This is a genomic window from Sinorhizobium sp. 8-89, assembly GCF_030124325.1.
Lineage (GTDB): Bacteria > Pseudomonadota > Alphaproteobacteria > Rhizobiales > Rhizobiaceae > Sinorhizobium.
On the sequence record NZ_JASKLR010000013.1, the window covers coordinates 121046 to 142284 of the forward strand.

17 protein-coding genes are annotated in these 21239 nt (G+C 62.8%); 10 read left to right on the forward strand and 7 right to left on the reverse strand.

Annotation, left to right across the window (positions count from 1 at the left end; translation table 11 throughout):
- The first annotated feature begins 397 nt into the window (after positions 1–397).
- From QN219_RS22450 to QN219_RS22460, 3 genes are all read left to right on the forward strand, one after another.
- Complete coding sequence (locus QN219_RS22450; protein ID WP_284002221.1) at positions 398–2788, forward strand: phosphoketolase family protein; 2391 nt, start codon at positions 398–400, stop codon at positions 2786–2788.
- Positions 2789–2967: 179 nt separating this feature from the next.
- Positions 2968–4422 (forward strand): glycogen synthase GlgA, encoded by a 1455-nt coding sequence (gene glgA / locus QN219_RS22455; protein ID WP_284002222.1) that lies wholly within the window; start codon positions 2968–2970, stop codon positions 4420–4422.
- A 109-nt stretch (positions 4423–4531) separates the two neighbouring features.
- Positions 4532–5446 carry a DMT family transporter gene (locus QN219_RS22460; RefSeq protein ID WP_284002274.1) on the forward strand — a complete coding sequence of 305 codons (915 nt, stop codon included), beginning with the start codon at positions 4532–4534 and terminating at the stop codon, positions 5444–5446.
- A gap of 108 nt (positions 5447–5554) precedes the next feature.
- On the opposite strand, the gene QN219_RS22465 is transcribed toward QN219_RS22460, so the two are convergent.
- On the reverse strand, positions 5555–6394 hold the full coding sequence (locus tag QN219_RS22465) for a fumarylacetoacetate hydrolase family protein (RefSeq protein WP_284002223.1): 840 nt from the start codon (positions 6392–6394) through the stop codon (positions 5555–5557).
- Between the two features lie 184 nt (positions 6395–6578).
- On the opposite strand from QN219_RS22465, the gene QN219_RS22470 reads away from it, so the two are divergent.
- From QN219_RS22470 to QN219_RS22480, 3 genes are all read left to right on the forward strand, one after another.
- Positions 6579–6974: a VOC family protein gene (locus tag QN219_RS22470; protein ID WP_284002224.1), complete on the forward strand. Its 396-nt coding sequence runs from the start codon at positions 6579–6581 to the stop codon at positions 6972–6974.
- A gap of 129 nt (positions 6975–7103) precedes the next feature.
- Complete coding sequence (locus QN219_RS22475) at positions 7104–7883, forward strand: ABC transporter substrate-binding protein (protein ID WP_284002225.1); 780 nt, start codon at positions 7104–7106, stop codon at positions 7881–7883.
- Positions 7884–8072: 189 nt separating this feature from the next.
- On the forward strand, positions 8073–8822 hold the full coding sequence (locus QN219_RS22480; protein WP_284002226.1) for an SDR family oxidoreductase: 750 nt from the start codon (positions 8073–8075) through the stop codon (positions 8820–8822).
- A 274-nt stretch (positions 8823–9096) separates the two neighbouring features.
- Here QN219_RS22480 and mmsB read toward each other — a convergent pair whose 3' ends face one another.
- From mmsB to QN219_RS22500, 4 genes are all read right to left on the reverse strand, one after another.
- Positions 9097–9993 (reverse strand): 3-hydroxyisobutyrate dehydrogenase, encoded by an 897-nt coding sequence (mmsB, locus tag QN219_RS22485; protein ID WP_284002227.1) that lies wholly within the window; start codon positions 9991–9993, stop codon positions 9097–9099.
- A 42-nt stretch (positions 9994–10035) separates the two neighbouring features.
- Positions 10036–11097: an enoyl-CoA hydratase/isomerase family protein gene (locus QN219_RS22490; protein ID WP_284002229.1), complete on the reverse strand. Its 1062-nt coding sequence runs from the start codon at positions 11095–11097 to the stop codon at positions 10036–10038.
- A gap of 12 nt (positions 11098–11109) precedes the next feature.
- Positions 11110–12252: an isobutyryl-CoA dehydrogenase gene (locus QN219_RS22495; protein WP_284002230.1), complete on the reverse strand. Its 1143-nt coding sequence runs from the start codon at positions 12250–12252 to the stop codon at positions 11110–11112.
- 224 nt (positions 12253–12476) lie between these two features.
- A complete protein-coding gene (locus QN219_RS22500) occupies positions 12477–13895 on the reverse strand; it encodes an XRE family transcriptional regulator (RefSeq protein ID WP_284002232.1) in 1419 nt (472 codons plus the stop codon).
- A 159-nt stretch (positions 13896–14054) separates the two neighbouring features.
- On the opposite strand from QN219_RS22500, the gene QN219_RS22505 reads away from it, so the two are divergent.
- The 4 genes from QN219_RS22505 (at position 14055) to scpA (ending at position 20166) form a co-directional block, all read left to right on the forward strand.
- Positions 14055–15587, forward strand: a complete 1533-nt coding sequence (locus tag QN219_RS22505; RefSeq protein WP_284002233.1) for an acyl-CoA carboxylase subunit beta — start codon at positions 14055–14057, stop codon at positions 15585–15587.
- Positions 15588–15598: 11 nt separating this feature from the next.
- Positions 15599–15889: a hypothetical protein gene (locus tag QN219_RS22510; RefSeq protein ID WP_284002234.1), complete on the forward strand. Its 291-nt coding sequence runs from the start codon at positions 15599–15601 to the stop codon at positions 15887–15889.
- Positions 15890–15919: 30 nt separating this feature from the next.
- Positions 15920–17923, forward strand: coding sequence for an acetyl/propionyl/methylcrotonyl-CoA carboxylase subunit alpha (locus tag QN219_RS22515; RefSeq protein WP_284002237.1), 2004 nt, complete (start codon positions 15920–15922; stop codon positions 17921–17923).
- A 104-nt stretch (positions 17924–18027) separates the two neighbouring features.
- Positions 18028–20166, forward strand: a complete 2139-nt coding sequence (scpA, locus tag QN219_RS22520; RefSeq protein WP_284002240.1) for a methylmalonyl-CoA mutase — start codon at positions 18028–18030, stop codon at positions 20164–20166.
- 16 nt (positions 20167–20182) lie between these two features.
- Here scpA and QN219_RS22525 read toward each other — a convergent pair whose 3' ends face one another.
- Entirely contained in the window at positions 20183–20809 is a 627-nt protein-coding gene (locus QN219_RS22525) for a hypothetical protein (protein ID WP_284002242.1), read from the reverse strand.
- A 33-nt stretch (positions 20810–20842) separates the two neighbouring features.
- Positions 20843–21239 (reverse strand): selenium-binding protein SBP56-related protein (locus QN219_RS22530; protein ID WP_284002244.1); only part of this gene is annotated, 397 nt, incomplete at its 5' end.

A 21239-nucleotide genomic window follows, 5' to 3' on the forward strand; every position in this document is an offset into this window, starting at 1 on the left:
GCAGCGGAAATTTCGGCACGGCTACAGCGCCGCGCGTCGTTTCGGCGCGCAAATGTCGCTGGAGCACTTTGAATTGCAGCATGTTTTTTCCCTGAATCGGTGCCGATTTGAGAAAACATGCAGTGGCAGGCTCGCAGTCAGAGCGCCTTGCCTTCGCCGCCGCCACCGCTAGATCACGGTCAATGGCCGCCACGGGCACAACGCAAGCCATCGACGCCGTCCGTCCTCGCGAGAAGGGCCGGCACGAACTGCGGTGGATTCCGGCTCGTCGTCATTTCCGGCTACACCGGCCAAGGCGAAAAAGAACCGCGGTATGATCCATGTCATCTCTGACGATGCCGGCCGAGACTAAGCTGTCGCCCCACGCAACTCACCGGCCCTAGCGAGGAGAAAGCAGATGCGGAAGCCTTATTCGAGATCGGCACCATTTGTCCTTGACGATGCCGCAGTCGCGCTTGTCGATCGCTACTGGCGCGCGGCCAACTACCTCTCCGTCGGACAAATTTACCTGCTCGACAATCCGCTGTTGCGGGAGCCGCTGAAGCCGGAGCACATCAAGCCGCGACTGCTCGGTCACTGGGGTACCACGCCGGGCCTCAACTTCATCTATGCCCATTTGAATCGCGTCATCAGAGCCTATGACCTTGAGATGATCTACATCTGCGGTCCCGGTCACGGCGGCCCCGGGATGGTCGCGAACACCTATCTCGAAGGCTCCTACAGCGAGATCTATCCGGACGTCAGCGAAGATGTCGCGGGGATGAGAAAACTCTTCCGTCAGTTTTCCTTTCCGGGCGGCATTCCGAGCCATGCGGCGCCGGAAACGCCCGGTTCGATCCATGAGGGCGGCGAACTGGGCTACCCCCTCGCCCACGCCTTTGGCGCGGCGTTCGACAATCCCGGCCTTATCGTTGCCTGCGTCGTCGGTGACGGCGAAGCCGAGACAGGCCCGCTCGCCGCAAGCTGGCACTCGAACAAGTTCCTCAATCCCGCCCGCGATGGCGTCGTGCTGCCCATCCTGCATCTGAACGGCTACAAGATTGCCAATCCGACCGTGCTTGGGCGGATGAGCGACGAGGATCTAAGAAACCTCTTCAGCGGTTACGGCTACGAACCCCTCTTCGTGGAAGGCGCCGAACCATTTGCCATGCACAGGCAGATGGCTGCGACGCTGGAACAGGCGCTGCAGGACATTCACGCCATCCAGCAGCATTGCCGAAACGGCGGTACCGACAATACCTGCCCTCGCTGGCCGATGATCGTATTGAGAAGTCCGAAGGGTTGGACCGGCCCCAAGGAAGTCGACGGCAAGATGGTCGAGAATTTCTGGCGGTCGCACCAGGTGCCGGTCGCCAACTGTCGCGAGGATGGAAATCACCGCAAGATCCTCGAAGACTGGATGAGGAGCTATGCGCCCGAAGAACTGTTCGATGAAAGCGGCCGGCTGAAGCCGGAACTGCGGGCACTGGCCCCTGCCGGCGCCCGACGGATGGGGGCGAACCCGCACGCCAATGGCGGCTTGCTCAGGCGGGAGCTCAAGACACCTGCGACCGAGGACTATGCCGTCGCCGTCGAGCAGCCGGGCGCAACAACAGCGCAGTCGACGAAAATCCTTGGGCAATATCTGCGCGACATTCTCTTGCTCAACCAGTCCCATGCCAACTTTCGCGTCTTTGGTCCCGACGAAACGGAATCGAACCGGCTCGGCAGCGTTTTCGAAGTGACCGATCGGGTCTGGATGGAAGAGATCCGGCCCTATGACGTGCAGCTCGGCCGCAATGGGCGCGTGATGGAGGTGCTGAGTGAACACCTCTGTCAGGGATGGCTCGAAGGATATCTGCTCACGGGCCGGCACGGCTTCTTTTCCTGCTACGAAGCATTCATCCACATCGTCGATTCCATGTTCAACCAGCATGCGAAATGGCTGAAGGTCTCGCGCGAATTGGCTTGGCGAAGGCCGATATCCTCGCTCACCTATCTGCTCACGTCCCATGTCTGGCGACAGGACCACAACGGTTTCAGCCATCAGGATCCGGGTTTCGTCGACTTGGTGGCCAACAAGAAGGCCGATATCGTCCGCATCTATCTGCCGCCGGACGCAAACAGCCTGCTCTGGGTGGCGGATCATTGCCTGAAGACCTACGACCGCATCAACGTGATCGTTGCCGGCAAGCAGCCGGAGCCGCAATGGTTGACGATGGAAGAGGCCGTTCGGCATTGCGAGGCGGGCATCGGCATCTGGAAATGGGCCAGCAACGACGGCTATTCGGACGAGCCCGATGTCGTCATGGCCTGCGCCGGCGATGTCCCGACGATGGAGACGCTCGCCGCCGTCGATCTGCTGCGCCGGCATATTCCGGAGCTGAAGATCCGCGTCGTGAACGTGGTCGATCTCCTGGCGCTGCAATCGCGCGATCAGCATCCCCACGGCCTGCCCGACGATGTTTTCGACCGCCTGTTCACCACTGCACGGCCGGTGATCTTCGCCTATCACGGCTATCCGTACCTGATCCACCGCCTGACCTACAAGCGCACCAACCACGACAATTTCCACGTGAGGGGTTTCATGGAGGAGGGAACGACCACCACGCCTTTCGACATAACCGTTCTCAACGAAGTTGACCGCTACCATCTGGCCATCGAAGCGATCTCACGCATTCCCGGACTGCTGGAGAACGCCGCGCATGTCGTCGAAGCGCTTCGCGCCAAACTCGATGAGCATGGCCGCTATGTGCGCGAGCATGGCGAGGACATGCCGGAAATACGTGCCTGGAAGTGGGAGGATTGACAAACAAGACGCCGGATTCCGCTCCGCGGAGCCGCTTCAGAACGCCTTGCTCGGGCCTGCTCACATGCATGTTCAAAATTCAACATGTGGAGGAACTTTGGTGGCGCGATTGTGTTGAGGGGAGGCAGATTACGTCTGCGTGTCACCCCTAGCCCTGACATGATCCCCGGAAAAGCGCGATGAACATTCTGTCCGTCACGGCCGAGATTTTCCCCCTTGTGAAGACTGGCGGTCTGGCGGATGTCGCCGGCTCGCTGCCAAAGGCATTGACGGCCCACGGCATCCATACGCGCAGCATGGTCCCCGGATATCCCAGCGTCATGCAGGCGCTCACGGGGGCTTCACCGATCAGGCAATATGACAGCCTGTTCGGTGAGCGCGCCACTCTTGTCGCAGGACGGGCCGACGGCCTCGACATCCTGGCGCTCGACGCGCCCGGCTTCTTCGACCGGCAGGGCGGTCCTTACACCGACGATCACGGCAAGGACTACCCGGACAACTGGAAGCGTTTCGCAGCCTTTTCCTTCGTCGCCGCGCAAGTCGCGGAGCAGGGCGTCGCGGACTGGCGGCCAGACATCATCCACGCTCATGACTGGCATCCGGCGCTGAGCCTGGTCTATCTCAAATTTTCCTCTGATGCCGCGGTTCCTCGTGTCCTAACGGTTCACAACCTCGCCTTCCAGGGGCAGTTCCCCGCCCGTCAATTCACCGAGTTGGGACTGCCGGACGAGGCCTACTCCATCGACGGCCTCGAATATTACGGCGACATCGGTTATCTGAAGGGTGGGCTGCAAGCGGCCGACGTGATCACCGTGGTCAGTCCCACCTACGCGCGCGAGATCATGTCCCCGGCTTTCGGCATGGGTCTCGAAGGTCTGATGAACGAGCGTCACGATGACGTCATCGGCATCGTCAACGGCATCGACACTGAGGTATGGGACCCCTCCTCGGACCCGCTTATCGAAAATCACTTCTCGGTGCGCGCGCCGTTGCGCCGCCTGCCGAACAGACAGAAGCTGCTCGACCGCTTCGGCCTGCCGAACACGTCCGGGCCGGTTTTCGCAGCGGTCAACAGGCTGACCTGGCAGAAAGGCATGGACCTCCTGGCGGGTGTGGTCGACGAGATCGTCAAGGGCGGCGGCAAGCTGATCGTGCATGGCCAGGGCGATGCCCCTATCGAGGATGCGTTCACCGACGCTGCGCGGCGCTTCCCACATAGCATCGCCGTCAGGATCGGCTACGACGAACCGCTTGCCCACCAGATTCATGCCGGGGCGGACGCCATGCTCGTTCCCTCCCGCTTCGAACCTTGCGGTCTCACTCAGCTCTACGCCTTGCGCTATGGCTGCGTGCCGATTGTCGCCCGCACGGGCGGATTGTCGGAAACGATCATCGACGCCAACGACGCCGCATTGCATGCGCAAGTGGCAACCGGCATTCAGTTTTCGCCCGTCGACGCGAGCGGATTGAGGCTTGCCCTGCGCCGCGCCTTCAGACTCTTCAGACGACGGCGCATCTGGGAAAGATTGCGCAGACAGGGGATGCGGACGGACTGCTCCTGGTACCGCAGCGCCGCGCAATATGCGGAGCTCTACGGAAAGATGCTGACGCCCGAAATCCGCTTGGCGGGATAGCTACGATTTGCGGCTTCCATTCGCAATGCTGATGAGTTGATCAGAAACGAAGCATGGATCACGTCGCCGGAATGTGCCAATGGCTGGGCTGAAGACAAAGGCCCCGACCATGACCGCAGACACTGCCACCACCTCTCCTCTCGTTCAGACCTCCAGTACCGCCCGCACCGGCGTTCTCCTCATGCTTCTCGGCATGTTGATGTTTTCGTTGAACGACGTGATGGGCAAATGGCTGGTCGCGACCTATTCGGTCGGCCAGGTGGTGCTGATCCGCAGTCTGGCCGCGGCACTCCTGCTCGCGCCCTTCCTTTGGCTCGGCGGACTGCGGAAGGTCGTCGCGATCGAGCGGCCGTGGCTTCAGCTTGCCCGCGTCGTCGCCTCGACAGCGGAGGTCGTCGCGTTCTATTTCGCCGTCGTCTACCTGCCGCTTGCCGATGTCATGACCTATTGGCTGGCGGCACCGATCTATGTCGCAGCCGTCTCGCCGCTGGTTCTCAAGGAACATGTCGGCTGGCGGCGCTGGACTGCGATCGCCATCGGCTTCGTCGGGGTCGTCATCGCGCTCGAGCCATCCTCGCAAGCCCTCACCCTGCCGGCGCTGATCTCGATCCTCGGCAGCATGTTCTTCGCCTTCATGATGATTTCCGGACGCTCGCTGCGCGGCACGCCGGATTCGGTACTGGCCTTCTGGCAGATCGCCGGCGCGGCGCTCGTCGGCCTCGTCTGGGCGCCGCTGGACTGGACGCCGCTGAAACCGCTCGACACCGCGCTGCTCGGGCTGCTTGGCGTCGTCGCCATGCTCGCGCATGTATTCGTCAACAGGGCACTGAAGCTCGCAGAAACGGCGACGATCGCGCCCTTGCAATATACGCTGCTCTTCTGGGCGATCGTCTTCGGCTGGCTGATCTTCGGCGACACGCCGCGCACGTCGATGATCCTTGGCGCCGGTCTCATCGTCGCTTCCGGCCTCTTCATCTTCTTCCGCGAGCAGCAACTTAAGCGGCAAGGGCGGCTGAAGGGCTAAAGGTGTGGGTTTCGGCCCACATTCGTCCCCATCCGGCTTACCGGCCAGCTTCCGTCCCTCGCCCCGCTTGCGCGAAGAGGGCGAGGAGCACTAGGGCTCGAAACCGGATCAGTCGTCCGCGACGACCTTCTGTTTCTGCGTGCCGAGACCTTCGATGCCGACTTCGATCACGTCGCCGGCCTTCAGATATTGCGGCGGCTTGAAGCCCATGCCGACGCCGGGAGGGGTACCGGTCGAGATGATGTCACCCGGGTGCAGGGTCATGAACTGCGAGAGATAGCTCACGAGATAGGCGACGCCATAAACCATGGTCTCGCTCGATCCGTCCTGTTTCGTCTCGCCGTTGACGGTCAGCCACATCTTCAGGTTTTGCGGATTGGCGATCTCGTCGCGGGTTACCAGCCAGGGGCCGATGGGGCCGAAGGAATCGCAGGATTTTCCCTTGGTCCACTGGCCCGAGCGCTTCGTCTGGAAATCGCGCTCCGAGACATCGTTGACGACGCAATAGCCGGCAACATGATCGAGCGCTTCGGCTTCGGAGACATATTTCGCGGTCTTGCCGATAATCACGCCGAGTTCGACTTCCCAGTCGGTGGCGACGGAGCCGCGCGGCATGATCACATTGTCGTTCGGTCCCACGATCGCCGAGGTGGCCTTCATGAAGACCACAGGCTCCGGCGGAACCTCCAGCCCCGATTCCGCGGCATGATCGGCATAGTTGAGACCGATGCAGATGAACTTGCCGGTCCCGGCAACGCAGGCGCCGAGCCGTGGGGCGCCATCGACGACCGGCAGGTTTTCGATGCCGAGCCCGCTCGCCCAACCAAAATCCGCGATTGCGGCGCCGCCGACATCGGCGATGACGCCGGAGAGATCGCGAATCCTGCCCGCGCCATCAAGCACGCCCGGCTTCTCGGCCCCCACGGGTCCATAACGCAACAGCCTCATCCTGCTCCTCCCGAAAGATCGAAAAAATCACTGCGCCTGACAAATCAAACGCCATCGCGGATGTAAAGCCGTATCCACCGCCACGACACGAAAACCGGGCATCCACGGCGACGGATCGTCCCCGGTTCCCTCAACAGGAGCCGTCTGCTATCTCCGCTGCACGACATCGACGAAGGAAACCATCTTGGCCAAGGCAATCCACTCCATGATCCGCGTCATCGACGAGAAACGCTCGGTCGACTTCTACCGCCAGGCCTTCGGTCTCGAAATTGCCGAGCGGCTGGATTTCGAGACATTCACGCTCGTCTATCTCAGCAATGCGGAAAGCACTTTCGAACTCGAGTTGACGATCAACAAGGGGCGCACGGAACCCTACGCGCTTGGCGAGGGCTATGGCCATCTCGCCCTCTCCGTCGCCGATCTTGACGCAGAGCATAGGCGTTTGGCGGAGGCGGGTCTCAGCCCCAATAAGATCGTCGAATTCGAGCGAGACGGGACGCTGCTTGCGCGCTTCTTCTTCATCGCCGACCCCGACGGCTACAAGATCGAGGTGCTGCAGCGCCACGGCCGGTATAAGTGACAGGGGCCCCAAGTCGATAAATAGAAACAATATCGATTATCGCCTCTATCTATTTCGCTTATGCGGTATGTGCCCATAAAGTTCGGACGAAGCCCTGACAAAGGGTGAAAATTCCAAGGGGAACGAACCATGAAAAACCGGATTCTGACATTGGCGCTCCTCTGCGCCGCCCTGGTATCGTCGACGGCGCAGGCTGCCGATAAACTCAAGATCGGCACGGAAGGCGCCTATCCCCCCTTCAACTTCGTCGACTCCACCGGCAAAATCGGCGGTTTCGACGTCGAAATCGGCCTTGCTCTTTGCGAACGTATCAAGGCCGAATGCGAAGTTGTGGCGCAGGATTGGGACGGCATCATTCCCGGTCTGCTTGCCAAGAAATACGACATGATCATCGCTTCGATGTTCATCACCGAGGAACGCAAGAAGCAGGTGGCGTTCACCGATCCCTACTATCTTGCCGCGATGACGCATGTGGCCCCGAAGGGCGCAGGGCTCACCGAGTTCAGCAATGAGGCGCTCAAGGGCAAGGTCATCGGCGCCCAGTCCGGTACGACCCAGGCGGACTATATCGCCGCGGTCTATCCGGACGCGGAGATCAAGCTCTACCCGACCCAGGACGAGGCCAATCTCGACATGGTCAACGGCCGCCTCGATCTGCAGGTCGGCGACATGCTGCCGATGCTTGATTGGGTCAATAAGAACGACGACGGCAAAGGCTGCTGCGAGCTCATCGGCGAGCCGATCACCGACAAGAAGTTCGTCGGCGACGGTGTCGGCATCGCCGTTCGGCAGGAGGACAACGACCTGCGCGAGAAGCTGAACAAGGCGCTCGAGGAAATCCGCGCCGACGGCACCTACCAGAAGATCAACGACAAGTATTTCACCATCGACGTTTATACGATGAAGTGATTGGCAGGCCTCCAGTTAGCGAAGCCGGTCGCCGCTGCCGCGGTGGCCGGCTTCGCCATATCCGGCGGACGGGACTCAGCTGGCGAAACGCAACCGCCAACACTTGCATGGGCATCGTATCGCTGTAAATTTCTGCGCTTCAAATCGGCTCTACCGACAGAGACTGATTGAGCGACAGACGAGGAAGCCATGTTTGATCTCAACGGCAAGACCGCGCTGGTGACGGGCGGCGGGCGTGGGCTCGGCCTTGAAATGGCCAAGGCCCTGGCGAGAGCCGGCGCCTGGACCGTGATCAACGGCCGCAATCTCGAAAGCCTCGAGGAGACGAGAGCCCGGCTTGCGGATGACGGCATCACCGTCGCGGTGGCGCCGGGCGACGTTACGCGTGACGTCGAAGCCATTCTCGTCGATGCCACGGCGAAGACCGGGGCGCTCGATATCCTGATCCACGCCGTCGGCGAGCGGGACCGCCGCAGCACGGAGGCGATGGAGCCGTACGAGTTCGCAGCACTCCTCAACACCGACCTCACCGCAGCCTACGCCATGGCGAAGGCGGCGCTGCCCTATCTTAAACAGTCCGTAGCCGGCCGGCTGATCTTCGTCACCTCGATCGCCGCCTTCGCGGCGCGCGCCGGCGATCCGGCCTACACGGCGGCCAAAGGCGGGCTTTCGGCGCTGACGCGGTCGCTCGCCGTCGAACTCGGCGCCGACAACCTGACCGTCAACGCCATTGCGCCCGGCTGGTTCGCAACCGAGACCAATGCACATCTTGCCGCCGACCCGAAGCTCAAGGCCTTCGTCGATGTGCGCATCCCGTTGAAGCGCTGGGGCCGACCGGAAGAGATCGCCCCGGCCGCCGTCTTCCTCGCCTCGCCGGCCGCGAGCTTCGTCAACGGCATAACGCTCACCGTCGATGGCGGCATGACCGTGCAGATGTGAGGCCGATCCGCATCTCCGATGCGCAAGGAGGCACCCCCCTCTGCCCTGCCGGGCATCTCCCCTACAAAGGGGGGAGATCGGCAAGCGGCAACCTCTCGTTCAAGCAATTACCCGTCACTCCACTGCTAAACTTTGTGACTTCGGCATTGGCGAGTTCACTGTCGGGCAGAGCCTTGCCGCGTGCCAATCTCCCCCCTTGTGGGGGAGATGCCCGGCAGGGCAGAGGGGGGTATCCACACCCGCTGTCCCGTTTCTCGCAATACAATCGGGGTCCCTACCCGACCGTCGTCTCCTCTGTGCCGCGCAGCATACGGATCAGGGCGGAGAAATCCTCGCCGCCGTGGCCGAGCTTTTCGAACAGGCTGTAGAGCTGCGCTGCCTGCGCACCCATCGGGGTCGCAGCGCCGCTCGCGCTTGCGGCCTGCTGCGACAACTTCAGGTCCTTCAGCATCAGGCTTGCGGTAAAGCCCGGCTTGTAGTCGTTGTTGGCCGGCGAAGCCGGAACCGGGCCGGGAACAGGGCAATAGCTCGTCAGCGACCAGCATTGGCCGGAAGAGGTCGAGGCCACATCGAAAAGCGCCTGGTGCGACAGGCCCAGCCGTTCGGCGAGCACGAAAGCCTCGCAGACGCCCGCCATCGAAATGCCGAGGATCATGTTATTGCAGATCTTCGCCGCCTGGCCGGCGCCGACATCGCCGCAATGGACGATCTTCTTGCCCATTGCCTCGAGCAGATGCTTGCCGCGGGAAAAGGCGCCGTCACTGCCGCCGACCATGAAGGTCAGCGTGCCGGCCGCGGCTCCCGCCGTGCCGCCGGAGACCGGCGCGTCAAGCGACGGGCAGCCGGCCTTGTCGGCAAAGCCGTGCACCTTGCGCGCACTTTCGACATCGATCGTCGAGCTGTCGATGATGAGTGTGCCCGGATCGACGAAACCGAGCAGTTCATCCCAGACATAAAGAACATGCGCGCTTGCCGGCAGCATGGTGATGACACATTGCGCCTCGCGCACCGCTTGCGCGATCGAGCCGGCCACCGAAACGCCGCTCTTCGCCGCCGCGTTGCGAGACGCCTCCGACAGGTCGAAGCCGGTGACGGCATGTCCCGCCTTCACCAGATTGGCGGCCATCGGCCCGCCCATGTTGCCAAGCCCGATAAAGGCGATCTTCGTCATCTTGCCTCTCCTCCTCAACTCGCATGTTTCTGACGGCTGTCTTCACCCGAAGAGCGGCGCACCGTCGTGCTTCTTGAACCGGGCCAGAATCTGTAGCGTCACCTCCGCGAGCCCGACCGACCATTTCGGATTGCGGTCCTTGTCGATCACCGCCGCCCGCACGCCTTCGTAGAAATCCGGATTGGAGAGCATGCCGATAGTCGCGGCATATTCCCGCTCCAGGCACTCGTTGAGCGTGGCGCTCGCGCGCCCGGCACGCAAGAGAGCCAGCGTCAATTTCAGGCTGATGGCGGAGCGCGTTCGCAGCAATTGCAGCGTCTCGCCGGCGAAATCCGAACCATCCCGTTCCAGCGCGTCAACAATTTCTTCAACCGTGTCGAAGGCAAAGCAGCGGTCGATCAGCGAAAAATGGTCGTGCAGCGGCGACGCCGGCGGCACGCCGGAAACACTGCGGATAGCGGCAGAAATATCCTCCGCCTTCGCCGAAGCGGGAAGCGCAGCGAGCGCTGTGATCAGCTCGCCGATCCTGTCCGTCGGAACGAAACTGTCGGCGAGCCGCGCATGGATCGCATTCGCCGCGCCGATATCGCGGCCAGTGAGCCCGATATAGGTGCCGAACTCGCCTGGTGCGCGCGGCAGAAGCCAGGTCGCGCCGACATCGGTGAAATAGCCGATTCCCGTCTCCGGCATGGCGAGCCGCGTCCTCTCGGTGACGATCCGATGGCTGCCGTGGGCGGAAACGCCAACCCCGCCGCCCATGACGATGCCGTCCATGAGGGCAATATAGGGTTTGGCATAGGCGGAAATTCGACTGTTGACGATGAATTCCTCGCGCCAGAATTGCGCGCCTTCCTCGGGCCGCTCGCGGCCGCTCTCGTAGATCATGCGGATGTCGCCGCCAGCGCAAAGCCCGCGCTCGCCTTCGCCAGTGACAAGCACGGCGGCAACGGCCGGGTCGCGCTCGAATTCGGTCAGCGCCGCATCGATCAGCCGGATCATCGGCAGGTTGAGGCTGTTAAGCGCACGCGGCCGGTTGAGCCGGAGCCTGCCGATCGCGCCCTGGCGCTCGACGATGACCTCCGGCAGAGCGGTCTGCATCTCCATGAAATCTCCTTCCTATTTCCGTCCCATGATCGCGCGGGAGACGATCAGCCGCATGATCTCGTTGGTGCCCTCGAGTATCTGGTGCACCCGCAAGTCACGGACAATCTTCTCGACGCCGTAATCGGCGAGATAGCCATAGCCGCCGTGAAGCTGCAGCGCGTCGTTGGCGACCGCGAAGCAGCGGTCGGTGACGAAGCGCTTGGCCATGGCACAGAGCTTGGTCGCTTCGGGATCCGCTGCATCGAGCGCGGCAGCCGCGCGCCACAGGAAGGTGCGCGCAATCTCCAGATCGGTCGCCATGTCCGCCAGACGGAACTGCAACGCCTGGAATTCGCCGATCGCTTTTCCAAAGGCGCGCCGCTCCTGCACATAGGCAAGCGCCTTCTCGAACGCGGCCTGCGCGCCACCGAGCGAAGCGGCGGCGATGTTCAGCCGGCCGCCGTCGAGGCCGGCCATGGCGATCTTGAAGCCCTCGCCTTCGGCGCCCAGCCGGTTTTCCGCCGGGACGCGGACATTGTCGAGCATCACCGCGCGGGTCGGCTGGGCGTGCCAGCCCATCTTCTTCTCGTTGGCGCCGAAGGTCAGACCCGGCGCCTCCTTCTCGACGACGAACGCGGAAATGCCCTTCGGCCCCTCGTCGCCGGTACGGGCCATGACGATATAGAGGCCGGACTCGCCGGCGCCGGAGATGAACTGCTTCTGGCCGGTCAGCACGTAGCTGTCGTCCTCGCGCACGGCCTTGGTTTTCAGCGCGGCCGCGTCCGAGCCGGAGCCGGGCTCGGTCAGGCAATAGCTTGCAAGCGTTTCCATCGACAGGAGCGATGCTAGCAGCCGCTGGCGCTGCTCATCCGTGCCATAGCGGTCGATCATGCCTGCGCACATGTTGTGGATCGAAACGAAGGAAGCGATCGCCGGGCAGCCGGTCGCCAGCGCCTCGATGATCATCGCCGCGTCGAGACGGGTGAGCCCTGTGCCGCCGACGTCGTCGCGAACATAGATGCCGGCCATGCCAAGCGCCGCCGCGGCGCGCAGCGTCTCAACCGGAAAATGCTTCTGCTGGTCCCAGTCAATGGCGTTGGGCGCGAGTTCGTCCCGGGCGAAATCGAGCGCCATCGCGCGGATGGCCTCCTGCTCCTCAGACAGGCGAAAATCCATATGCATGTCCTCCCTGACCCGCATACTGACAATGTGGCGCACTGCATGTTTCCATAATCGAAGGCGATTTATGGATAAAAACATGCAGCACTCAAAGTGCTACAGCGACCTTTGCGCGTCTGAGAAGACGCGCGGCGCTGTAGTTACACCAAATTTCGCACAGGCACAGACGCAAATTTTCACAACATCTGTTCAAAAACGAACAGAGCCGATGAAACCCACGCTCAGCTCTCGCTTAGACGATACGGCAGAGAGCCGCGCATGTCATGGTCGACGATCAGCTTGCGTTTCAGCGGCGGCACGGCGCGGCTGGCGCATTTGGTGCGCTCGCAGATGCGACAGGAGATGCCGATCGGGTCGAAGGCGGTGCGATTGCCGAGGTCCATGTCGTCGGCATAAACGAAGGCGTCGGCATAGGAGATTTCGCAGCCGAGCGCGAGCGCGTAGCGTGGATGGTTGGCACGGTAACCGCCGCCGCCCTTGGTGATCTGGGTGGCAAGACAGAGATAGCGCACCCCGTCCGGCGTTTCGGCGAGCTGGCGGATGATCCGCCCCGGCGTCTCGAAGGCCTGATGCACGTTCCAAAGCGGACAGGCCGCTCCGAAGCGAGCGAATTGCAGCTTGGCCGCGCTGTGACGCTTGGTGATGTTTCCCGCCCGGTCGATCCGCGCAAAGAAGATCGGAATGCCCTTCTGCCCGGGGCGCTGGAGGGTCGAGAGCCGATGGCAGACCTGCTCCAGCGACGCGCCGAAACGGGCCGCGAGCAGTTCGATATCATGCCGTAATTCGCGCGCCGCTTTGAGGAAAGACTGGTACGGCAGGATCAGGGCGCCAGCGAAATAATTCTGCAAGCCGAGTCGGCAGATTTCATGGGCCTCCTCGGTGCGAAATCCGGCACTGCCGACAATCCGGTCGATCTCCTCGCGGGCATGGAACTGCGCGATCTGCAGCGCCAGTTGAAAATCACGCGTGGGCGCTGGCGCGTATGGGTTCAGCGTCAGGATGCGGGCACGCGGATCGAAGCGGCGGATCGCCTCGTCGCCGGCGATGCCGCGCACGACGCGCACGCCATGGCGCTGTTCGAGGTGCGCCGCGAGCGCCGTATGATTGTCCCCCTCCCCGAGGCCGAGGTCGGCGGCAAGCGTTTCGGCGAGCGTGTCGATCTCGTGGATGTAGTTGTCGACGAAGTGGAAGAAGTCGCGCACCTCCTCGTAAGGGGTCGTCTCGACGAAGGAGGCGCCGCGGCCGATCGTGTCGTCGATGCTGGCAAGCTGCTCGCTGTTGCGCCTGTAGGCCTGATGGCAGGTGATCAGCGCATGCGCGAGGCCTGGCGCGTTCTGGGCGACGAGCTTCAGCTCCTGCAAGCTCGGGGAATAGGTTTCGAACAGCGGATCGTTCAAGGCCTCCGACAGCGCCGACAGGAGCCGGTCACCCTCGCCTGTCGAGAGTTCCGCAATGTCGATCTGGAACTTCTCCGCAAGTGCCAGCAGCACCGCCGCCGAAACCGGCCGCTGGTTGTTTTCGATCTGGTTCAGGTAGCTCGTCGAGATGCCGATGCGTTCGGCGAATTGTCCCTGCGTCGCCCGGTTGGCTTCCCTGAGTTCCCGGACCTTGCGGCCGATATAGAGTTTGCCGATCGCCATGTTCGCAACGTTGCAATTTACGTTTCACATATTTCTATATTCCACATTCGCACATGATCGGCCGTTTTGCCATCCGATCTTCGACGCTATTGCGAAGCTTCAAACGCCTCTGCACAATCGAGAAAAATCTCGGCGAGAAAGAATTTCGGGAGGAGACACATGCGCGCCATACTGGAACAGGTGGAAGCCCGCCGCGCACAAGCTCGAGCCGGCGGTGGCGAGCGCCGCGTCGACGCGCAGCACGGCAAGGGCAAACTGACGGCGCGCGAGCGCATCGACGTGCTGCTCGACGAAGGCTCCTTCGAAGAATACGACATGTATGTCACGCATCGCTGTGTCGATTTCGGCATGGCAAGCCAAAAGATCGCAGGCGACGGCGTCGTCACCGGCTGGGGTACGATCAACGGCCGGCAGGTCTATGTCTTCAGCCAGGACTTCACCGTGCTCGGCGGCTCGCTCTCCGAGACCCATGCGCAGAAGATCTGCAAGATCATGGACATGGCGGCCCGCAACGGCGCACCGGTCATCGGCATCAACGATTCCGGCGGCGCCCGTATCCAGGAGGGCGTGGCGTCGCTCGCCGGCTATGCGGAGGTCTTCCGTCGCAATGCCGAAGTCTCGGGCGTCATTCCGCAGATCTCGGTGATCATGGGGCCATGCGCCGGCGGGGCCGTCTATTCCCCGGCGATGACCGATTTCATCTTCATGGTCCGCGACTCGTCCTACATGTTCGTCACCGGCCCCGATGTGGTGAAGACGGTGACGAACGAGATCGTCACGGCGGAAGAGCTCGGCGGCGCCCGCACCCATACAACGAAGTCATCGGTCGCCGACGGCGCCTATGAAAATGACGTCGAGGCGCTGGAACATGTGCGCCTGCTCTTCGACTTCCTGCCGCTCAACAACCGCGAAAAGCCGCCGGTCCGGCCCTTCTATGACGATCCGGCGCGTATCGAGATGCGTCTCGACAGCCTGATCCCCGACAGTGCCGCCAAGCCTTACGACATGAAGGAGCTGATTCTGGCGCTTGCCGATGAAGGCGATTTCTTCGAGCTTCAGGCGAGCTTTGCCCGCAACATCGTCACCGGCTTCATTCGTCTGGAAGGCCAGACCGTCGGCGTCGTCGCCAACCAGCCGATGGTGCTTGCCGGCTGCCTCGACATCGATTCCTCACGCAAGGCCGCACGATTCGTCCGCTTCTGCGACGCTTTCTCGATCCCGATCCTGACGCTCGTCGACGTGCCGGGCTTCCTGCCGGGTACGAGCCAGGAATATGGCGGCGTCATCAAGCACGGCGCCAAGCTGCTCTTTGCCTATAGCCAGGCGACGGTGCCGATGGTGACGCTCATCACCCGCAAGGCCTATGGCGGCGCCTATGACGTCATGGCCTCCAAGCACATTGGCGCCGACGTCAACTATGCCTGGCCGACGGCGGAAATCGCCGTCATGGGTGCCAAGGGCGCGACCGAAATCCTCTACCGCTCCGAACTCGGCAATACCGAGAAGATCGCCGCGCGCACGAAGGAATACGAGGAGCGCTTCGCCAATCCCTTCGTTGCCGCCGAACGCGGCTTCATCGACGAGGTGATCATGCCGCATTCGTCGCGCCGCCGCATCGCGCGCGCCTTCGCGTCGCTGCGCAACAAGCAGGTGGACATGCGCTGGCGCAAGCACGACACGATACCGCTCTGACGAGGCACACCATGAAACCGGATCCGGAACCCGTCATGACACCCGAGGCCGCGCGCAGCGACCACTGGCAGATGCTGCGCCATATGGCAGTGAACGCGCTTTACGGCGCACTCGTCGGAGCGGCGGTCGCTGGCGCGCTGATCTGGCTCAACATCGGCGCGGTCGGCACTCATATCGCACGCTCGTCAAACCCGCTGCTTGCAGCAGCTATGGTGATTGCCCCTTTCGCTCTCCTCTTCGGCGGCGCGGTCGCGGCCCCCTCCATCGCGCTTCTGCCATACCGGCGAAAGTTCAGGCGCTGACGCGACAGAAAGGATTTGAAAGAGAAACGCATGTTCAAAAAAATCCTCATCGCCAACCGTGGCGAAATCGCCTGCCGCGTCATCCGCACCGCCAAGAAGCTCGGAATTCCGACCGTCGCCGTCTATTCCGATGCCGACCGGGACGCGATGCATGTGCGCATGGCGGACGAGGCCGTGCATATCGGTCCCTCGCCTTCCAGCCAGTCCTATATCGTCATCGAGAAGATACTTGATGCCGTCCGCAAGACGGGCGCGGATGCGGTTCATCCCGGCTATGGCTTCCTTTCAGAGAACGCCGCCTTCGCCAAGGCACTGGAAAAGGAAGGCGTGGCCTTCATCGGGCCGCCGGTCGGCGCGATAAAGGCGATGGGTGACAAGATCACCTCTAAGAAGATCGCCGCTGAAGCGGATGTCTCGACCGTTCCCGGCCATATGGGACTGATCGAGGACGCCGAGGAAGCCGTCCGGATCGCCTCTGCCATCGGGTATCCGGTGATGATCAAGGCGTCGGCCGGCGGCGGCGGCAAGGGGATGCGGATCGCCTGGAACGACATAGAGGCACGCGAAGGCTTCCAGTCGTCGAAGAACGAGGCGAAAAGCTCCTTCGGCGACGACCGCATCTTCATCGAGAAATTCGTGACCGATCCCCGCCACATCGAAATCCAGGTGCTCGGCGACAAGCACGGCAACACGCTCTATCTCGGCGAGCGCGAATGCTCCATCCAGCGGCGAAACCAGAAGGTCATCGAGGAGGCCCCGTCGCCGTTCCTCGACGGGAAGACGCGGCGCGCCATGGGCGAGCAGGCGGTCGCACTCGCAAAAGCCGTCGGCTACCACTCCGCAGGTACGGTCGAATTCATCGTCGACGGCAAGCGCAACTTCTACTTCCTCGAGATGAATACGCGTCTGCAGGTGGAGCATCCGGTGACCGAGCTCATCACCGGGCTCGACCTCGTCGAGCAGATGATCCGCGTCGCGGCTGGGGAAAAGCTGTCCTTCGGCCAGGAGGACGTGAAGCTCGACGGCTGGGCGATCGAAAGCCGCCTCTACGCAGAAGACCCCTACCGCAACTTCCTGCCCTCGATCGGCCGGCTGACGCGCTACCGCCCGCCTCAGGAAGGCAGGCAGGACGACGGCACCGTCATCCGCAACGACACCGGCGTCTTCGAGGGCGGCGAAATTTCGATGTATTACGATCCGATGATCGCCAAGCTCTGCACCTGGGGGCCGGATCGCGCCACCGCCGTCGAGGCGATGGCGAGCGCGCTCGACGAGTTCGAGGTCGAGGGCATAGGGCACAACCTGCCCTTCCTCTCCGCCGTCATGCAGCAGCAGCGCTTCCGCGAAGGTCGTCTGACCACCGCCTATATCGCCGAGGAGTTCGCCGCCGGCTTCCATGGCGTCGTGCCGGACGAGGCGGACGCGCGCAAGCTCGCGGCCGTCGCGGTCACCATCAACCAGGCGCTGCAGGAGCGCGCGAGCCAGGTATCGGGCACGATCGGCAATCACCGCCGCGTCGTCGGCCACGACTGGGTGGCAAGCCTTGGCGATCGCGACCTTGCTGTCACCGCCGGCACCTCGGCCGACGGTGCGTTTGTTCGCTTTGCGGACGAGAGTTCGGTGACCGTAACCACCGACTGGACACCCGGCCGTACGCTCGCCACCTTCAACGTCGACAATCAGCCGATGGGTGTGAAGGTCGATCTCGTCGGCACCGGCATCCGGCTGCGCTGGCGCGGCATCGACGTGATCGCTCGCGTCAGGACCCCGCGCGCTGCCGAACTTGCGCGGCTGATGCCGAAGAAGCTGCCGCCGGACACGTCGAAGATGCTGCTCTGCCCAATGCCAGGCGTCGTGACCTTGATTGCGGTCAAGGAGGGCGACACGGTCGAGGCCGGACAGGCAATCGCCGTCGTCGAGGCAATGAAGATGGAAAACATCCTCAGAGCCGAAAGGCGCGCGACGGTGAAGCGCGTCGCGATCGCCGCCGGCGCGAGCCTCGCGGTCGACGAGCTGATCATGGAGTTCGAGTGATGGCGGCGAAACCCTCAGAGGAGGCGTTGATACCCCCCTCTGCCCTGCCGGGCAGAGGGGGGTGCCCCGAACGACAAGCCGATGCGCTTTGAATGGAGCGGCCGATGACTGACAAAACGATCAAAGACTGGGAAGCCCTCGCCGAGAAGGAGCTGAAGGCCTCGCCCGAAAGCCTCACCTGGCACACGCCGGAAGGCATCGACGTCAAGCCGCTCTATACGCGCGACGACCTGGCCGGTATCGGCCATCTCGATTCGCTGCCCGGCTTCGAGCCCTTCGTGCGCGGTCCCCGCGCCACCATGTATGTCGGCCGGCCCTGGACGATCCGTCAATATGCCGGTTTTTCGACGGCCGAGGCTTCGAACGCCTTCTACCGCAGGAACCTCGCCGCCGGCCAAAAAGGCCTGTCCGTCGCCTTCGATCTCGCCACCCACCGTGGCTATGACAGCGACCATCCGCGCGTCGAGGGCGATGTCGGCAAGGCCGGTGTCGCGATCGACTCGGTCGAGGACATGAAGATCCTCTTCGACGGCATCCCGCTCGACGAGATGTCGGTCTCGATGACGATGAACGGTGCTGTCATCCCGATCCTTGCCTCCTTCATCGTCGCCGGCGAGGAGCAGGGCATCGCGCGCGCCGATCTGTCGGGCACGATCCAGAACGACATCCTCAAGGAGTTCATGGTTCGCAACACGTATATCTACCCGCCGGAACCCTCGATGCGGATCGTCGCCGACATCATCGAATACACGGCGAAGGAGATGCCGAAGTTCAATTCGATCTCGATCTCCGGCTATCACATGCAGGAAGCGGGCGCGACGCTCGTGCAGGAGCTTGCCTTCACCCTTGCCGACGGGCGCGAATATGTGCGCGCGGCGCTTGCCAAGGGGCTCAACGTCGATGACTTCGCCGGACGACTCTCCTTCTTCTTCGCCATCGGCATGAACTTCTTCATGGAGGCGGCGAAGCTCCGTGCGGCGCGCCTCTTGTGGACGCGGATCATGAAGGAGTTCGCGCCGAAGAAGGCGTCCTCGCTGATGCTGAGGACTCACTGCCAGACGTCCGGGGTCTCGCTTGCCGAACAGGATCCCTACAACAACATCATCCGCACCGCCTTCGAGGCGATGTCGGCGGCGCTCGGCGGCACGCAATCGCTGCACACCAATTCCTTCGACGAGGCGATCGCACTGCCGACGGACTTTTCCGCCCGCATCGCCCGCAACACGCAACTGATTCTGCAGCACGAGACCGGCGTGACCAAAGTCGTCGATCCGCTTGCAGGTTCCTACTATGTCGAGAGCCTGACCAACGAGCTAGCGGAAAAGGCCTGGGCCCTGATCGAGGAAGTCGAGGCACTTGGCGGCATGACCAAGGCGGTCAATACCGGCCTACCGAAGCGGCAGATCGAGGAGGCGGCGACGCGCCGCCAGGCGGCGGTCGACCGCGGCGAGGAAGTGATCGTCGGCGTCAACAAATACCGGCTCGAAAACGAGCACCCGATCGACATTCTCCAGATCGACAATGCCGCCGTACGCACGGCACAGATCAAGCGGATCGAGGAGACCAAACGCCGGCGAGACTCGCAGAAGGTGACGGAGACGCTCGAAGCTCTTGCCGAGGTCGCGCGGAGCGGCAAGGGCAATCTGCTCGCGGCGGCGATCGAGGCCGCGCGGGCGCGTGCCACCGTCGGCGAGATTTCCGAGGCGATGCGGCAGGCCTTTGGCGATCACACCGCCATCCCGGAAGTCGTCACCGACATCTATGGCAAGGCCTATGAAAGCGACCCCGAACTCGGCGTGCTCGCCGGGCGGCTCAGCGACGTCACCAAGCGGCTCGGCCACAAGCCGAAGATCATGGTCGCCAAGCTCGGCCAGGACGGGCACGACCGCGGCGCCAAGGTGATCGCGTCGGCCTTCGGCGACATCGGCTTCGACGTCGTCGCCGGGCCGCTGTTCCAGACGCCGGAAGAGGCAGCCGATCTGGCGCTCGCCGAAGAAGTCACCGTCGTCGGCGTCTCCTCGCTTGCCGCCGGCCACAAAACCCTGATGCCGCAGCTCGCCGAGGCGCTGCAGAAGCGCGGCGGCAAGGACATCATCGTCGTCTGCGGCGGCGTCATTCCGCGCCAGGACTATCAATACCTGATGGACAATGGCGTCGCCGCCGTCTTCGGTCCCGGGACGCACGTGCTCGATGCCGCGCGCGCGGTGCTCGACCTGATCGAGGGCAAGCGAAGGAATATCTGACCGGCAGCGCGAAGCTTCAAGCCACGACGAGAATGACGCCGGTCACGACGAGTGCCAGCGTCCAGATCAGGTCGAAATTGATCCATGCGGAGCGCAGGACCGCAAGGCCGAGCCATTCGATCACGACGAAGGCGACCGCGGCGGTGACCACAACAGTCGCCCCGGTATGGAGTGCGACGGCTGCCAGCGAAATCGGCAGCGAATTGCCGAGGGGGATGGTCGCTGATTGGTCCGCAAGGCAGAGGCCCAGCACCGCAGGCACCAGCATCAGTCCCGCACCATGCCCCGTTGCCATCAGGAACGACCAGAGTGCAAGGCCGGCCATCCCCGTCCGCATGCCGACCCTTACCCGGTGGCGGTGTCCATAGAAGGCATAGTAGCCGGCGAGGCCGAGAATGAGCGCGGCCGCAACAAGCTTGAGATTCCGCAGGTCGGCGACCGCGCCGAAGGCAATAAAAGCCGCCAGCACGACCGCGATGGCGGCGGCATGCCCGGCGGCGATCGGCAGGAGCGACAGCCAGACGATCCGCGAACTTTGTCGATGAAGCCCCAGCGCGACGGCGAAAAGCCAGCCCAAGGCGGGGTTGACGCCATGGAAGGCACCGAGGCCAGCGAGCGAGAGCCACGACCAGAGATCCGTCATTTGGTCCGGTGCGGCCGCACGGTCCCACACCCCTCAGGGATAGCAATAGGAATCGGAGGAGCAGTCGCCGCCTTCCAGCCGAACCTGATGCGGACGATGGCCTTTCGGCCAATCGACGAAGAAGTTCTCATCGAAGGAAATTCCGCCGTTATCGCCGACATCCAGCTTCACCATCCATCCATCGATGCCTTCAGGATAGAATTGCGGGTCGATCGCGCCGTAAAGCGAATTGGTGAAATAAACACGCTTGCCGTCACGGCTGATTTCCACCATTTGCGGTCCGCCATTCAACGCGCCGTTCGACGCTTTCGGATGCGTGGCGCGGGAAACGATCCCGCCGATCCTGACGCGGCCGGTCTCCTTCGGCGCGAAGGGATCGGAAACATCGTATTGGATCATGTCGCCGGTACCCCAGCACGAGACGTAAAGG

Bases quoted from the DNA above. Each gene is read 5' to 3' on its own strand.
- QN219_RS22450 (WP_284002221.1), top strand. From the start codon at position 398: ATGCGGAAGCCTTATTCGAGATCGGCACCATTTGTCCTTGACGATGCC.
- glgA (WP_284002222.1), top strand. From the start codon at position 2,968: ATGAACATTCTGTCCGTCACGGCCGAGATTTTCCCCCTTGTGAAGACT.
- QN219_RS22460 (WP_284002274.1), top strand. From the start codon at position 4,532: ATGACCGCAGACACTGCCACCACCTCTCCTCTCGTTCAGACCTCCAGT.
- QN219_RS22465 (WP_284002223.1), bottom strand. From the start codon at position 6,394: ATGAGGCTGTTGCGTTATGGACCCGTGGGGGCCGAGAAGCCGGGCGTG.
- QN219_RS22475 (WP_284002225.1), top strand. From the start codon at position 7,104: ATGAAAAACCGGATTCTGACATTGGCGCTCCTCTGCGCCGCCCTGGTA.
- QN219_RS22480 (WP_284002226.1), top strand. From the start codon at position 8,073: ATGTTTGATCTCAACGGCAAGACCGCGCTGGTGACGGGCGGCGGGCGT.
- mmsB (WP_284002227.1), bottom strand. From the start codon at position 9,993: ATGACGAAGATCGCCTTTATCGGGCTTGGCAACATGGGCGGGCCGATG.
- QN219_RS22490 (WP_284002229.1), bottom strand. From the start codon at position 11,097: ATGGAGATGCAGACCGCTCTGCCGGAGGTCATCGTCGAGCGCCAGGGC.
- QN219_RS22495 (WP_284002230.1), bottom strand. From the start codon at position 12,252: ATGGATTTTCGCCTGTCTGAGGAGCAGGAGGCCATCCGCGCGATGGCG.
- QN219_RS22500 (WP_284002232.1), bottom strand. From the start codon at position 13,895: ATGGCGATCGGCAAACTCTATATCGGCCGCAAGGTCCGGGAACTCAGG.
- QN219_RS22505 (WP_284002233.1), top strand. From the start codon at position 14,055: ATGCGCGCCATACTGGAACAGGTGGAAGCCCGCCGCGCACAAGCTCGA.
- QN219_RS22510 (WP_284002234.1), top strand. From the start codon at position 15,599: ATGAAACCGGATCCGGAACCCGTCATGACACCCGAGGCCGCGCGCAGC.
- QN219_RS22515 (WP_284002237.1), top strand. From the start codon at position 15,920: ATGTTCAAAAAAATCCTCATCGCCAACCGTGGCGAAATCGCCTGCCGC.
- scpA (WP_284002240.1), top strand. From the start codon at position 18,028: ATGACTGACAAAACGATCAAAGACTGGGAAGCCCTCGCCGAGAAGGAG.
- QN219_RS22525 (WP_284002242.1), bottom strand. From the start codon at position 20,809: ATGACGGATCTCTGGTCGTGGCTCTCGCTCGCTGGCCTCGGTGCCTTC.